Below are 15,115 nucleotides of genomic sequence, written 5' to 3'. Positions count from 1 at the left end.
GGCGACCCTGTACCAACGATCGCTGCTCAGCCGCTGGTGAACTGCTCGGCGAGCATGCGTTCCTCGAGGTTGTGCTCGGGATCGAACAGCAGCGTGACCGTGCGATCGCGCGATTCGCGGATCGTTACTTCCACCGCGTCGCGCACCTCGTGCGAATCCGCCGTTGCGCTGACCGGCCGCTTCAGCGGATCGAGCACCTTGAAACGCACTTCGGTGTCCGCCTTCAACACTGCGCCGCGCCAGCGACGCGGACGGAACGCGGCGATCGGCGTCAGCGCGATGACGTTGGCGCCCAGCGGCAGGATCGGGCCGTGCGCCGAGAAGTTGTACGCCGTGCTGCCCGCCGGCGTGCACACCAGCACGCCGTCGCAGATGAGCTCCTCCAGCCGCGTCTGGCCGTTGAGGTCGATGCTCAGGTGCGCGGCCTGGCGCGTCTGTCGCAGCAACGACACCTCGTTGTAGGCGAGCGAGCCGACGGTCGCGCCGGATTCGCTCTGCACGATCATCTCCAGCGGGCGCAGCACCGCGGGCTCGGCGGCATGGATGCGTTCGACCAGCGAGTCGATGCGCTGCTGGTTCATCAGGAACCCGACGGTGCCGAGCTTCATGCCGTACACCGGCTTGCATAGCGCGGCGTGGCGATGAAGGGTCTGCAGCATGAAGCCGTCGCCGCCGAGCGCGACGATCACGTCGGCCTCCGCGGGCGGCGTATCGCCGTGCACGTCGACCAGCGCCGTGCGCGCGGCCTGGGCTTCGGGTGTCGGCGCGGCGAGAAAGGCCAGCCGGAGGTTCGCTTTGAGCAGCGTGTCGGTCGCCATGGCCGCGAGCATAACGGCTCGTCCGTCAGCGCGCGCGACGGCCGATCGTCACAAAAGAAAAGCCCGTCGCGGATGCGACGGGCTTTCCCGGGTTCTGGCGAAGGCGCGGCGAACCGCGCCGTACAGGGTCAGGCGGCCTGCGCCAGCTGCGCGAGTCGCCGCACGGCCACCGACACCGTCGGGTAGTCGAGCGACTTCTGCGATGCCAGCTCCGACAGCATCGTCAGCGTGAAGCGCAGGCTGGAGTCATCGCGTTGCAGCCACGACTCGACCTTGCCATCGGCCGGCTTGCGGCCGCCCTCGGCCAGGATGTGCCCGACCAGCGCACGCTGCTGCGCACCCAGTTCGTCACGCAGCGAGCCGCGCGCGAGCGCCTGCCAGCGGCTGTCGACCGGCAACGCTTCGATCTGGTCGTACAGCCAGGACAGATGCAGCGCGCTGCTGAAGGCGAAGTAGGCCTTGGTGACCTCCGCCGCCGCCAGCTTGCGGGCCTGCGCGATCTCGACGATGTCCATCGACGCATCGAGCAGCGGCAGCGACGCGAGCTGCTGGGCGAGCGCGGCCGGGATGCCGCGACCGCGCCAGTCGGCTGCGCGCTGTTCGAACGCCGCGCGCAGGTCCTTGGTCATCGCCTGCGGCAACGCATCGCGCACGGCACGGATGCCATCGCCATAACGCACGACCGCCGCCTCGATGGCCGGGATAGCACCCGGACGCGAAAGCAGCCAGCGCGTGATCGACCGCATCAGCTGCCAGATCGCCATCAGCGCGTCCACCTGCGAGGCCTCGGCGACCTTGCCATCGAGTGCGTCGATCTGCGCCCACATGTCGCGCGCTTCCAGCGCTTCGCGGGCGATGGTGTAGGCCTTGGCGACTTCCGCCGGCGTGCGGCCCGTGTCTTCCTGCATGCGCAGCACGAACGTCGCGCCCATGCGGTTGACCATCGAGTTCGTCACCGCCGTCGCGATGATTTCGCGTTTCAGGCGATGGCCCTCCATCTGCTTCGTGTACTTCTCCTGCAGAGGCTTCGGGAAGTAGCGCACCAGTTCCTTTGACAGGTACGGATCTTCCGGCACGTCGGACTGCACGAGCTGCGGGAACAGCACGAGCTTGCTGTACGAAAGCAGTACCGACAGCTCCGGACGCGTCAGGCCCTGCCCGCGCGCCTTGCGATCCGCGAATTCCTGGTCGCTCGGCAGGAACTCGATCTGGCGGTCGAGCAGGCCCTGCGATTCCAGCGTGCGGATGAAGTGCTGCTTCGAGCCCAGGCGCGACACCGACATGCGCTCCATCATCGACAGCGCCTGGTTCTGGCGGTAGTTGTCGGTGAGCACGAGGTCGCCGACTTCGTCCGTCATCGACGCCAGCAGCTTGTTGCGCTGATCGAACGTGAGCTTCTTCTGCTGCACTACGGCGTTCAGCAGGATCTTGATGTTCACCTCGTGGTCCGAGGTGTCCACCCCCGCCGAATTGTCGATGAAGTCGGTATTGAGCAGCACGCCGTGCTGCGCGGCCTCGATGCGACCCAGCTGCGTGAAGCCGAGGTTGCCGCCCTCGCCCACCACGCGGCAACGCAGGTCGCGGCCGTCGACGCGCAGCGCGTTGTTGGCGCGGTCACCCACGTCGGCATGCGTTTCGCGGCTGGCCTTGACGTAGGTGCCGATGCCGCCGTTCCACAGCAGGTCGACGGGCGCACGCAGGATCGCGCTCATCAGCTCCGACGGGCTCATCGAGTCCACCGACGCATCGATGCCCAGCGCCTGCTTGACCTGCGGGCTCAACGGAATCGACTTGGCCGAACGCGGATAGATGCCGCCGCCCTTGCTGATCAGCTTGGCGTCGTAATCCTCCCAGCTCGAGCGCGGCAGCTTGAACATGCGCGCACGCTCCTTGAAGGAGATCGCGGCGTCCGGCGTCGGGTCGAGGAAGATGTGGCGGTGGTCGAACGCAGCGAGCAGCAGGATGTGCTTGCTCAGCAACATGCCGTTACCGAAAACGTCACCCGACATGTCGCCGACGCCGACGCAGGTGAAGTCGTCCTTCTGCGAGTCACGGCCCATCGCGCGGAAGTGGCGCTTGACCGACTCCCACGCGCCCTTGGCGGTGATGCCCATGCCCTTGTGGTCGTAACCGACCGAGCCGCCCGACGCGAACGCGTCGTCGAGCCAGAAACCATGCTCGCGCGCGATACCGTTGGCGATGTCGGAGAACGTCGCGGTGCCCTTGTCGGCGGCCACGACGAGGTACGGGTCATCGTTGTCGTAACGCACGACGTCGTTCGGCGCGATGATCTTGCCGTCGACGATGTTGTCGGTGATGTCCAGCAGGCCGTTGATGAACATCTTGTAGCAGGCGATGCCTTCGGCCTGGATCGCGTCGCGATCACCACCCGCCGGCGGGCGCTTCACGAAGAAGCCGCCCTTCGAACCGACCGGCACGATCACGGTGTTCTTCACCATCTGCGCCTTCACGAGGCCCAGCACTTCGGTGCGGAAGTCCTCGCGACGATCCGACCAGCGCAAACCACCACGCGCGACCGGGCCGAAGCGCAGGTGCACGCCTTCCACGCGCGGGCCGTATACGAAGATCTCGCGATACGGGCGCGGCTTCGGCAGGTCCGGCACCTTGGCGGAGTCGAACTTGTAGCTGACGTAGCCGGTGGACGCGCCGCCGCGCTCGCTCTGGTAATAGCTCGTGCGCAGCGTCGCTTCGATGACGCCCATGAAGCTGCGCAGGATGCGGTCTTCGTCGAGACTGGAGACGCGATCCATCAGCCCGAAGATCGCGTCGCGCGCGGCCTGCAGCTGGCCTTCGCGCTTGCCGGCGCGGGCTTCGATGACGGGCTTCGCAGCGGCGGACAATGCGGCGTCGTCGCCCGCAAGACGCACCAGCTGCGCTTCGAACTTCTGCATGCCGGCGCGGATCTCGGCCTTGCTTTCCTTGCCAGTCGCCGGGTCGAAGCGGGCTTCGAACAGTTCGACGAGCAGGCGCGCGATCATCGGATAGCGCGACAGCGTCTGCTCCATGTACGCCTGCGAGAACGGCACGCCGACCTGCAGCAGGTACTTGCAGTACGCGCGCAGCATCGCGACCTGTCGCCACGACATGCCGGCGGCGAGGATCAGGCGATTGAAACCGTCGTTCTCGGCCTGCCCGCGCCAGATGGCGGCGAAAGCTTCCTCGAAGTCCTGGTCGATCTCGGTGACTTCGAGCGCGCGCGGGTACTCGACCTCGAAGTCCTGGATGAAGAACACCTTGCCCGCGGCTTCGATGCGGTACGGATGCTCCGCGATCACGCGCAGGCCCATGTTCTCCATCATCGGCAACGCATCCGACAGCGGGATGTCGTCACCTTCGCGGTAGAACTTGAAGCGCAGGCCGCCCTCGCCATGGTGACGGCGATAGAGATTCAGGCGCAGGTCGTCCGCACCGGACAGCGCAGCGAGATGCTCGACATCGTTCGCGGCGACTTCCGCGGAGACGTTCTCGATGTAGCCCGCAGGCAGCGCCCGGCCGTACGCATTCGCGAGCGGCAGGCCGATGTTCTCGCCATGACGCGCGATCAGCTGGTCGCGCAGGTCGTCCGCCCAGTTACGCACGATCTGCGCAAGGCGCGCTTCGATCGCGGCGACGTCGACGTCCGGCACGGTGCCCGAATGGCCGTCGGCCGGCTTCGGACGCACCATGATGTGCAGCTGCGCGAGCGGCGACTCGCCGAGCTGCACCGAGGAATCGACATGCTCGGCGTTGAGCATCTCCTTAAGCATCGTTTCGATGCGCAGGCGCACTTCGGTGTTGAAGCGATCGCGCGGGATGTAGACGAGCGCCGAGTAGAAACGGCCGTACTTGTCGCGGCGCATGAAGATGCGGCTGCGCACGCGCTCCTGCAGCCCGAGCACGCCCATGCCGGTGCGGAACAGCTCGTCCTCGCCCGACTGGAACAGCTCGTCGCGCGGCAGCGTCTCGAGGATGTGGCGCAGCGCCTTGCCGCTGTGGCCGTCGTCCGGTAGGCCCGACTTCTGCATGACGTGCTCGTAGCGACGGCGCACCATCGGGATGTCCCACGGGCGACGGCTGTACGCGCTCGACGTGAACAGGCCAAGGAAGCGCTCCTCGCGCACCGGCTTGCCCGCCTTGTCGAAGCTGAGCACGCCGATGTAGTCCATGTAGCCGCGGCGGTGCACCGTGGCGCGCGCGTTGGTCTTGGTGAGAATCAGCGCATCGACCGCGCCGGAGTGCTCCATGTAGTGCGCGGCCAGCGTCGACAGCGGACGCGGCTTGCCGCGCTCTTCGCCCCTAAGCAGGCCAAGGCCCGTGCCCGACACGGCCTGCAACACTTCCTGCTTGCCCTGCTTGACGACTTCGTATTCGCGGAAGCCAAGGAACGTGAAGTGGTTGTTGGCGGCCCAGCGCAGGAACTCCTGCGCCTCGTGCAGGTTCTCGGCCGGCAGCGGCGAGCGGCGCTCACCAAGCTCGTCCGCCACCTGCAGCATCTTGGTCTGCATCGCCGACCAGTCGTGCACCATCGCGCGCACGTCCTCGAGCACGCGACGCACGGCCGTCTCGATCTCGGCCATCGCCTCGACACTCTGACGATCGATCTCCAGGTGCATCAGCGACTCGGGCTTGCCCTCGCCGATACCCGTGACGCGACCGGCGCGATCACGCGCGACCGGCACCACCGGGTGGCCGAGCACATGCACCGCGATGCCGCGTTCGGCGAGCGCGAGCGTCACCGAGTCGACGAGGAACGGCATGTCGTCGTTCGCGATCTGCAGCACGGTGTGCGCGGATTCCCAACCGTTCGCGCGCAGCGTCGGGTTGAACAGTCGGATGAGTGCCGTGCCCGGCTTGCGGGTACGCATGAATTCGACGAAGCCCGCGGCCAGCGCGGCCCAGGCTTCCGGCGAATGCTGCGGGAATTCGTCCGTCGTCATGCGCTTGTAGAAGACGCGCGCGAAGGCTTCGGCGAGATCCTGCTGCGCCTTCGGCAGCGTGCCGAGCGCCGCGACGATCTGGTCGACGACAGCGCCGTTGTCGGCGCGGCGGGTGGTGCGGGAAGCGGTGCGTTTGGTGGTCATGCGGGGCGACTCCCTGTGCCGGCATCCGTACGCCGGCGTTCGGATCCTTCAAAAAGGAAACGCCGGCGCCGGCATCGTGCCCGGGCGGTGGCCCGGGCCTCGACGCCGCATCGCCGGCGACGTGCTCATCGCGGGCTCAGCGCAGGCCCGTCTCGTTGCGCGCGATCACGAGGCGCTGGATCTCGCTCGTGCCCTCGTAGATCTCGGTGATCTTCGCGTCGCGGAAATAGCGCTCGATCGGCATCTCCTTCGAATAGCCCATGCCGCCGTGGATCTGCAACGCCTGATGGGTGATCCACATGGCCGCCTCCGAGGACGTGAGCTTGGCGACAGCCGCTTCGGTGCTGAAACGCGCGCCGCCCTTGTCGAACTCGCCCTTCTGCCACGCCGCGCGCAGCGTGAGCAGCAGCGACGCGTCGAGCTTGCACTTCATGTCGGCGATCTTCGCCTGCGTCATCTGGAACGTGCCGATCGGCGCGCCGAAGGCCTTGCGTTCCTTGACGTAAGCCAGCGTCGCGTCGTACGCGGCACGCGAAAGGCCGATGGCCTGCGACGCGATGCCGATACGGCCGGCGTCCAGCACGCTCATCGCGATCTTGAAGCCCTCGCCTTCCGCGCCCAGCACTTCATCGGGCTGCACGACGTAGTCGTTGAATTCGATCTCGCACGTCGCCGACGCACGGATGCCGAGCTTGGGCTCCGTCTTGCCGCGACCGAAGCCGGCGCGGGCGGTGTCGACCATGAACGCGGTGATGCCGCGCGCGCCCTTGTCGGCGTCGGTCATCGCGAACAGCACGATGTACTTCGCGACCGGGCCGGACGTGATCCAGCTCTTCTTTCCGTTGACGATGTAGGTGCCGTCGGGCTGCTTGGTCGCCTTGCAGCGCATGGCGGTGGCGTCGGAGCCGGATTGCGGTTCGGTCAGCGCGAACGCGCCGATCTCGCGGCCTTCGGCGATCGCACGCACATAAAGCTGCTTCTGCGCTTCGGTGCCGTACTTGAGGATGCCGTTGCAGAACAGCGAGTTGTTGACCGACATGATCGTCGAATGCGCGGCGTCGGCCGCGGCGATCTCGACCATCGCGAGCACGTAGCTCACCGGGTCCATGCCCGCGCCGCCGTACTCGGCCGGCACCTCGATGCCCATCAGGCCGTTCTCGCCCAACGTGCGGATGTTTTCGAGCGGGAACTCGCCCGTGCGGTCGAAGTGCTCGGCGCTCGGCGCGATCTTCTCCTGCGCGATGCGCCGCGCCACGTCCTGGATCATCAACTGCTCTTCGGTGAAGCGGAAATCCACGTCGGCACCTCGAATTGGGCGGATGACTGCAAAGCCCGCGAATTGTACCGGGATGCACGTTGCGGCCGCCTCCCGCTTGACCCCCGCGACGCTCGGGACGACACTTATCGCTCTATCGCGATACGTTGATAAATAGCCGCATGGACCTCGAAGCCTGGTCGGGCCAGCTCAAGACCTTCGCCGACGCGACCCGCGTGCGCCTGCTCGCGCTGCTCGAGCACGAAGAGCTCACCGTCGCCGAGCTGTCGTCGATCACCCGCCTCGCCCAGCCGCGCGTGTCGACGCACCTCGCCCGCCTCAAGGACGCCGGTTTGGTGCGCGACCGCCGCGCCGGCGTGTCGGCCTACTATCGTTTCGACGACGAATCGCTCGACCCCGCGCAGTCGTCCCTGTGGCGGATGCTGCGCGACGGCAGCGACGACCCGCTGCTGCGCCAGGACGCCGAGCGCGTGCCCGGCGTCCTCGCCGCCCGCGCCGTCGAGCAGAACTGGGCCGACACCGTGGCCGGGGACATGGAACGGCACTACTCGCCGGGCCGCACGTGGGAAGCCCTCGCGCGCTCCGCGCTGCCGCTGATGGAAACCGGCGACGTGCTGGATATCGCCTCCGGCGACGGCGTGCTTGCCGAGCTCATCGCGCCACATTCGAGCCGCTACGTCTGCCTCGACGCCAGTAGCAAGGTCGTGCTGGCGGCGTCCGAACGTTTGCGCCGCCTGAGCAACGTCGAAGTGCACGAAGGCGACATGCATGCGCTGTCGTTCGACGACGGCACGTTCGACCTCGTCGTGCTGATGCACGCCCTCACCTACGCCGACGAACCGGCCAAGGCCGTCGCGGAGGCTGCGCGCGTGCTGCGCCCGGGCGGGCGCCTGCTGCTCAGCAGCCTCGCGAAGCACGAGCATCGCGCGGTCGTCGAAGCGTACGGCCACGTCAACCTCGGCTTCAGCGAAAAGGACCTGCAGCGGTTCGCGACCAAGGCCGGACTGGACGTGCTCAGCAGCGGCGTCGTCACCCGCGAGCGCCGCCCACCGCATTTCGAAGTGCTCTCGATCATCGCGCGCAAGCCGGACGCCGGCACGCGCGGGAGGCCCACCCGATGAACGCATTGCCTTACGTCCACCCGCAGCGCGCGCAGACGCTCGAAAAGCTGCTCGCCGAACGCATCCTCGTGATCGACGGCGCGATGGGCACGATGATCCAGCAGCACGAGCTGGCCGAGGACGACTACCGCGGCGCGCGTTTCGCCGACGGCTTCGACGCGACGCGTGTCATCGACGCCCACCAGCACGGCGCCGGCTGCGGCTGCTCCCATGACCAGCGCGGCAACAACGACCTGCTGAGCCTGACGCGGCCCGAGATCATCGCCGGCATCCATCGCCAATACCTCGAAGCCGGCGCCGACCTCGTCGAAACCAACACCTTCAACTCGACGTCGATCTCGCTGGCCGATTACGGCCTATCGCACCTTGCGCGCGAATTGAACGAAGCCGGTGCGCGGCTGGCGCGCCAGGTCTGCGACGAGGTCGAACGTGCCGACGGCCGTCCGCGTTTCGTCATCGGCGTGCTCGGCCCGACCAGCCGCACGGCGTCGCTGAGCCCGGACGTGAATCGTCCCGGCTACCGCGCGGTGACGTTCGACGAATTGCGCGCCGCCTACCGCGAAGCGGCGGACGGGCTCATGGACGGCGGCGCCGACGTGCTGATGGTGGAGACCATCTTCGACACGCTCAACGCCAAGGCCGCGCTTTTCGCGATCGAGGAAACATTCGACGCCCGCGGCGCGCGGTTGCCGGTGATGATCTCGGGCACGATCACCGACGCGTCCGGCCGCACGCTGTCGGGACAGACGGCCGAAGCATTCTGGTATTCGGTGCGCCACGCGCGCCCGCTGGCGATCGGCTTGAACTGCGCGCTCGGCGCGAAGGATCTCCGCCAGCATGTCGACGTGCTCGCGCAGGTCGGCGACGCCTACGTCAGCACGCATCCGAACGCCGGCCTGCCCAACGCGTTCGGCGGCTACGACGAAACGCCGGAGGACATGGCCGAGGTGATCGGCGAGTTCGCGCGTTCCGGCCTGGTCAACCTCGTCGGCGGTTGCTGCGGCACGACGCCTGCGCACATCGCCGCGATCGCCGCGGTCGTAAGCGGTGTCGCACCGCGCGAACTTCCGCGTCTCGCCGACGCGGCTTGATCGAAGCCGCCGAATCACACGCGACGTCGCGAGACGTCGCCCGCATTGCAGACCGATGACCGAACTCTTCCGCTACACCCGCCTCGCCGGCCTCGAGCCGCTCGTCGTCACGCCGCAGACGAATTTCGTCAACGTCGGCGAGCGCACCAACGTCACCGGCTCCGCGCAGTTCAAGAAACTCATCCTCGCCGGCCGCTACGACGAAGCCATCGTCGTCGCGCGCCAGCAGGTGGAAAACGGCGCACAGGTCATCGACGTCAACATGGACGAAGGCATGCTCGATTCCGAGCACGCCATGGTGACGTTCCTCAACCTGATGGCTGCCGAACCCGACATCGCGCGCGTTCCGGTAATGGTCGACAGCTCGAAGTGGAGCGTGATCGAAGCGGGACTGAAATGCCTGCAGGGCAAGGGCATCGTCAACTCGATCTCGATGAAGGAAGGCGAAGCGGAGTTCCTGCGGCAGGCGCGACTGGTGCGCCGCTACGGCGCCGCCGTCGTCGTGATGGCGTTCGACGAACAGGGCCAGGCCGACACCGTGCAGCGCAAGGTCGACATCTGTTCGCGCGCCTACGACCTGCTCACGCGCGAAGCGAATTTCCCGCCCGAAGACATCATCTTCGACCCGAACGTGTTCGCCATCGCCACGGGCATCGAGGAACACGACGACTACGCGGTGGCCTTCATCGAGGCGACGCGCGAGCTCAAGCGCCGGTTCCCGCACAGCCATATTTCCGGCGGCGTCTCTAACGTGTCGTTCTCGTTCCGCGGCAACGAACCGGTGCGACAGGCGATCCACGTCGTGTTCCTGTACCACGCGATCCGCGCGGGCATGGACATGGGCATCGTCAACGCCGGCGCCCTGCCCCTTTACGACGATCTCGATGCCGATCTTCGCGAGCGCGTCGAGGATGTCGTGCTCAATCGTCGCAAGGATTCGACCGAACGACTTCTCGAGATCGCCGACAAATACAAGGGTAAGAAGGGCGAGAAGAAGGTCGAGGACCTGCGCTGGCGCGAAAAGCCGGTGCGCGACCGGCTCAGCCATTCCCTCGTTCACGGCATCGATGCCTTCATCGACGGCGACGTCGAGGAAGCGCGCGCGCTGTCGACACGACCGCTCGACGTGATCGAAGGCCCGCTGATGGACGGCATGAACGTGGTCGGCGACCTGTTCGGCGCGGGCAAGATGTTCCTGCCGCAGGTAGTGAAGTCCGCGCGCGTCATGAAAAAAGCCGTTGCGTACCTGCTGCCGTACATCGAAGCGGAAAAGCTGCGCACGGGCGACATCGGGCGTTCGAACGGCAAGATCGTCATGGCGACCGTGAAAGGCGACGTGCACGACATCGGCAAGAACATCGTCGGCGTGGTGCTCGCGTGCAACAACTTCGAGGTCATCGACCTGGGCGTGATGGTGCCGGCGCAGGTCATCCTCGACCGTGCGAAAGCCGAGAACGCGGACCTGGTCGGCCTGTCGGGCCTGATCACACCGTCGCTGGAAGAAATGAGCCACGTCGCGCGCGAAATGCAGCGCCAGGGCCTCACGATGCCGCTGCTGATCGGCGGCGCGACCACCTCGCGCGCGCACACGGCGCTGAAGATCGACCCGCACTACAAGGCGCCGACGGTCTGGGTGAAGGATGCGTCGCGCGCGGTCGGCGTCGCGCAGTCGCTGATCTCGGTCGACCTGCGCGAGCCGTTCGTGGCCGCGAACCAGGCGGATTACGCGGAGATCCGCGAGCGCCATCGCAACCGCGGCGACGGCAAGCGCCTCGTGTCGCTCGACAAGGCGCGCGCGCAGCGTTTCGATGGCGGCTGGGACACGCATGTGCCGACGGCGCCGCGCGTCACCGGCGTGCACGTGTTCGACGACTACCCGCTCGCCGAGCTGGTCGACTACATCGACTGGTCGCCGTTCTTCAACACCTGGGAACTTGCCGGCCGCTACCCCGAGATCCTCGACGACGCTATCGTCGGTTCGCAGGCACGCGAGTTGTATCGCGATGCGCGACAGATGCTCGATCGCATCGTGTCCGAACGCTGGCTGCGCGCGAAGGCGGTATTCGGCATCTGGCCGGCGCAGGCGGTGGGCGACGATGTCGACGTGCGTGTGGTCGCGGGCGCGCCATCGACCGACGACATGCGCCACTGCGTGCCGTCCGATGACCTCGCGGACAGGACGGTGCGCCTTCATTTCCTTCGCCAGCAGGTCGACAAGCCGGCCGATCGCCCGGATTTCTGCCTCGCCGATTTCATCGCGCCGGCGGACACCGCACGCGAGGACTGGATCGGCGCATTCGCCGTGACCGCGGGCCTTGGCATCGAAGAGCACGTCGCGCGCTTCGAAGCCGACCACGACGACTACAACGCGATCCTGCTCAAGTCGCTGGCCGACCGCCTCGCCGAAGCGCTCGCCGAGCGCCTGCACCAGCGCGTGCGTCGCGAGTTCTGGGGTTATGCGGCCGACGAAACGCTCGACAACGATGCGCTGATCGCTGAGCGCTATGCCGGCATCCGTCCCGCACCGGGTTATCCGGCCTGCCCCGAGCACAGCGAGAAGTCGACGCTGTTCCGCCTGCTCGACGCACCGCGACGCGCGGGTATCGAGCTGACCGAAAGCTTCGCCATGTATCCCGCGTCGTCGGTGTCCGGCTACTACTTCAGCCACCCGAAGAGTCAGTACTTCGTGGTCGGTCGCGTGTCGAAGGAACAGGTCGCTGATTACGCGCGTCGCAAGGGTGTCGAGGTCGCGCAGGTCGAGCGCTGGCTGGCGTCGAATCTGGACTACGATCCCGAGTAACGGCGCACGTCGCCCAGATTGCCTGCGACATGGACAACGCGCGATTCCTTCTCGAACACGCCGGCCCGGGACGAATCGGGCTGTGCGGCGGCCGCGATCCGGTCAGCCGGCTGATCCGCAAGGCGCAGGCGCCGCTGACCGCGGACGGGCATCGCAGCCTGTGGTCGCACGCGTTCCTGTTCACGGAAAAGCGCGTCGACGGACGCTGGTGGGTGGTCGAGTCCGACCTCGACGTTCGCTACCGCCAGATGCGGCTCGGCGCGCAGGAAAATCGCCTGGACCGCTACTTCGACGACGACGCGTTCCCGAACGTCGCGGTGCTCGATTTCGGGCTGGATGCCGCGCAGGTCACCGCATGCCATACCGCCGCGCTCGACGTGGTCGCCGGGCTCGCGCATTACTCGATCCGCGAGCTGGTCGGCACCTTGCTGGGCATGCACAGCACGCGCCTGCGACGCCGCGACAACCTGCTCGCCCGCGAAGGCGCGCTGTACTGCTCGGCGCTGGTGCAGCACTGCTACGCGAGCGCGGGCATCGAGTTGCTGCCCGATGTGCCGGGCAAGAACGTCACGCCGCACGACATTGCGCAATCACCGCATCCGCACACGGCGCACCGGCTCGTGCGCGATCTCGGCGTATCGAAAGTGCGACGCGTGATACACGAAGCCGCCGACGCGCTGGGCGTCGACTAACGCATCACCAGACCAGGTCGTCCGGCACCTGGTACTGCGGATCGCTGTAGGGGTCGTCGCCGGGCGTCGCGTTCGGATCGACGCGCAGCGCGACGGCCTGCGGGAAGATCGCTTCCGCCTCGTCCAGCACCGGCACGGTCACCAGCACGTAGCGACCATCGAGCTGCAACACCCCGAGCTCGCCTGCGTTGAGCGCGCGCAGCTGCTCCGTGTTGACGTAGATGCGCTTGATCTTGCCGCCGTACGGGAAGTGACGCGCGATCTCGGCGTCCTTGTCGTTGAGCGACTTGTCCTTCAGGAATTCGGCGAGCTTGACGCGCGCCTCGCGGCGCTTGCGCGCTTCTTCCTGGCGCGCGGCTTCGGCAGCGATGCGTTCGTCCTTCTCTTTCTGCGCGCGCAGCGCATACGCCTTGCCAAGGTCGATCTCTTCCTGCGAGCGGGCACGCCGCGGCGCATCGCTACGCGGGCCGGACGGCTTGCCCGGCGGCCGCGCGCCCTTCCCGGCGGGCCGACGGTCGTCGCGACGCGGCGGCGCACCGGTCTTGGCCGGTCGCTCGGGGCGTTTCTCGGGTTTGGGCGCCGGCTTGAAGCCGAGGCCGAGGAGCTGGTCGCGAAGGCTGTCGGTCATGACGATGGATCAATAGTGCGGGGGCGGCGGCTCGAGGCTCGGATCACCCGTGAGATCACTGGAAAGGCCGGCACGAACCTGCCGCAGCTCGTCGAGCGCGCGTTGCAGCATCAGTACCAGGCGCGCGTTTTCCGAGCGCAGGTCGGCGAGCGCGTCGCTGAGCTCGCCCAGCGAGTGTTCCTGGAACGAGAGACGCGTTTCCAGTTCGACCAGGCGGTCGTCGAGCGTCGCGTCGCTCATGCAATGACCGAGCGCCCACGGCCGATGCCGTAGTACGCCAGGCCCGCCGCTTCGACTTCGTCGGGGTGGTAGAGATTGCGACCGTCGAACAGCACGGCGTCGGCGAGGCCCGCGCGCAGGCGGCTGAAATCCGGGCTGCGGAACTGCTTCCACTCGGTGATGACGACGAGCGCGTCGGCATCGGCAAGCGCGGCATTCGCGCTGTCGCACAGCACCAGGTCGTCGCGGTCGCCGAAGATGCGATGCGTCTCCTCGCGCGCTTCGGGGTCATAGGCGCGCACCTTGGCACCGGCGTCCCACAACTGCTTCAGCAGCACGCGGCTCGATGCCTCGCGCATGTCGTCGGTATTGGGCTTGAACGCAAGGCCCCACACCGCGAACGTCTTGCCGGCGACGTTGCCGCCGTAATGACGCCCGATCAGCTCGAACAGGTGCTGCTTCTGGCGCGCGTTGACCGCTTCCACCGCCTGCAGCAACGCCGCGTCGTAACCGACGCCTTGCGCGGTGCGCGCCAACGCCTGCACGTCCTTCGGAAAACACGATCCGCCGTAACCGGCGCCCGGGTAGATGAAATGCCAGCCGATGCGCGGATCGGAGCCGATGCCGTGTCGCACCATCTCGATGTCGGCACCGACGCGCTCGGCGATGTTCGCCATTTCGTTCATGAACGAAATCTTGGTCGCGAGCATCGCGTTCGCCGCGTACTTCGTCAGCTCGGCGGAGCGCACGTCCATCACCACGATGCGCTCGTGGTTGCGATTGAACGGCGCATACAGGCGCTTGAGGCGATCGACGACCTGCGCGTCGCTCGCACCGATGACGATGCGATCCGGGCGCATGAAGTCGTTGACCGCGTCGCCTTCCTTCAGGAACTCCGGATTCGACGCGACGCCGAATTCGATGTCGACGCCACGCGCAGCGAGTTCCGACGCGATCGCATCACGCACCTTGTCCGCAGTGCCGACGGGAACGGTCGACTTGTTGACGACCACGCCCGGACGTTCGAGGTACTTGCCGATCGTCCGCGCGACAGCGAGCACGTATTGCAGGTCGGCGCTGCCGTCTTCGCCCGGCGGCGTGCCGACCGCGATGAAGATGACCTCGCCGCTTACGATCGCTTCGGCGGCGTCGGTGGTGAATTGCAGTCGGCCGGCGGCGTGGTTCGCGCGCACCATCGGCGCGAGGCCGGGCTCGAAGATCGGGATCTCGCCACGCTGCAGCGCGGCGACCTTGCCTGCATCGATATCGACGCACACGACGTCGTGGCCGACGTCCGCGAGGCACGTGCCGGTGACGAGTCCGACGTAACCGGTACCGAAGATGGTGACGCGCATCGCGTGCTCCGAATGATGCGGCCCGGCCGAAGCC

Annotated in this window: 10 protein-coding genes; 4 read left to right on the top strand and 6 right to left on the bottom strand. The window is 67.1% G+C overall.

Annotated elements, in window-relative coordinates; all coding sequences use genetic code 11:
* Window positions 1-26 precede the first annotated feature (26 nt).
* The 3 genes from ACKTTN_RS08405 to ACKTTN_RS08395 form a co-directional block, all read right to left on the bottom strand.
* A complete protein-coding gene (locus tag ACKTTN_RS08405; RefSeq protein WP_407909402.1) occupies window positions 27-818 on the bottom strand; it encodes an NAD kinase in 792 nt (263 codons plus the stop codon).
* Window positions 819-946: 128 nt separating this feature from the next.
* Window positions 947-5,899, bottom strand: a complete 4,953-nt coding sequence (locus ACKTTN_RS08400) for an NAD-glutamate dehydrogenase (RefSeq protein WP_407909401.1) — start codon at window positions 5,897-5,899, stop codon at window positions 947-949.
* A 136-nt stretch (window positions 5,900-6,035) separates the two neighbouring features.
* Window positions 6,036-7,220, bottom strand: coding sequence for an acyl-CoA dehydrogenase family protein (locus ACKTTN_RS08395; RefSeq protein WP_407910050.1), 1,185 nt, complete (start codon window positions 7,218-7,220; stop codon window positions 6,036-6,038).
* 116 nt (window positions 7,221-7,336) lie between these two features.
* Between ACKTTN_RS08395 and ACKTTN_RS08390 the strand changes: the two genes are divergently transcribed.
* Genes ACKTTN_RS08390 through ACKTTN_RS08375 form a run of 4 tightly spaced genes read left to right on the top strand, consistent with a single transcriptional unit; the run spans window position 7,337 to window position 12,879 of the window.
* Window positions 7,337-8,296, top strand: a complete 960-nt coding sequence (locus ACKTTN_RS08390) for an ArsR/SmtB family transcription factor (RefSeq protein WP_407909400.1) — start codon at window positions 7,337-7,339, stop codon at window positions 8,294-8,296.
* A complete protein-coding gene (locus tag ACKTTN_RS08385; RefSeq protein WP_407909399.1) occupies window positions 8,293-9,387 on the top strand; it encodes a homocysteine S-methyltransferase family protein in 1,095 nt (364 codons plus the stop codon). The genes ACKTTN_RS08390 and ACKTTN_RS08385 overlap by 4 nt, the downstream gene beginning before the upstream one ends.
* Window positions 9,388-9,442: 55 nt before the next feature.
* Entirely contained in the window at window positions 9,443-12,187 is a 2,745-nt protein-coding gene (gene metH, locus ACKTTN_RS08380; protein ID WP_407909398.1) for a methionine synthase, read from the top strand.
* Window positions 12,188-12,216: 29 nt separating this feature from the next.
* Window positions 12,217-12,879, top strand: coding sequence for a hypothetical protein (locus tag ACKTTN_RS08375; RefSeq protein ID WP_407909397.1), 663 nt, complete (start codon window positions 12,217-12,219; stop codon window positions 12,877-12,879).
* Window positions 12,880-12,883: 4 nt separating this feature from the next.
* Here ACKTTN_RS08375 and ACKTTN_RS08370 read toward each other — a convergent pair whose 3' ends face one another.
* The 3 genes from ACKTTN_RS08370 to ACKTTN_RS08360 are packed head-to-tail and all read right to left on the bottom strand — an operon-like array spanning window position 12,884 to window position 15,081.
* Window positions 12,884-13,507, bottom strand: a complete 624-nt coding sequence (locus ACKTTN_RS08370; protein WP_407909396.1) for a DUF2058 domain-containing protein — start codon at window positions 13,505-13,507, stop codon at window positions 12,884-12,886.
* A 9-nt stretch (window positions 13,508-13,516) separates the two neighbouring features.
* The gene (locus ACKTTN_RS08365) at window positions 13,517-13,747 is read right to left on the bottom strand and encodes a SlyX family protein (protein WP_407909395.1); all 231 of its coding nucleotides are present in this window, start codon (window positions 13,745-13,747) and stop codon (window positions 13,517-13,519) included.
* The gene (locus ACKTTN_RS08360) at window positions 13,744-15,081 is read right to left on the bottom strand and encodes a UDP-glucose dehydrogenase family protein (RefSeq protein ID WP_407909394.1); all 1,338 of its coding nucleotides are present in this window, start codon (window positions 15,079-15,081) and stop codon (window positions 13,744-13,746) included. The genes ACKTTN_RS08365 and ACKTTN_RS08360 overlap by 4 nt, the downstream gene beginning before the upstream one ends.
* Window positions 15,082-15,115: the final 34 nt, after the last annotated feature.

The organism is Lysobacter claricitrinus (assembly GCF_045866565.1).
In the GTDB taxonomy this organism is placed as follows: Bacteria; Pseudomonadota; Gammaproteobacteria; order Xanthomonadales; family Xanthomonadaceae; genus Cognatilysobacter; species Cognatilysobacter claricitrinus.
This window is presented reverse-complemented; position numbering and strand designations above follow the sequence as displayed.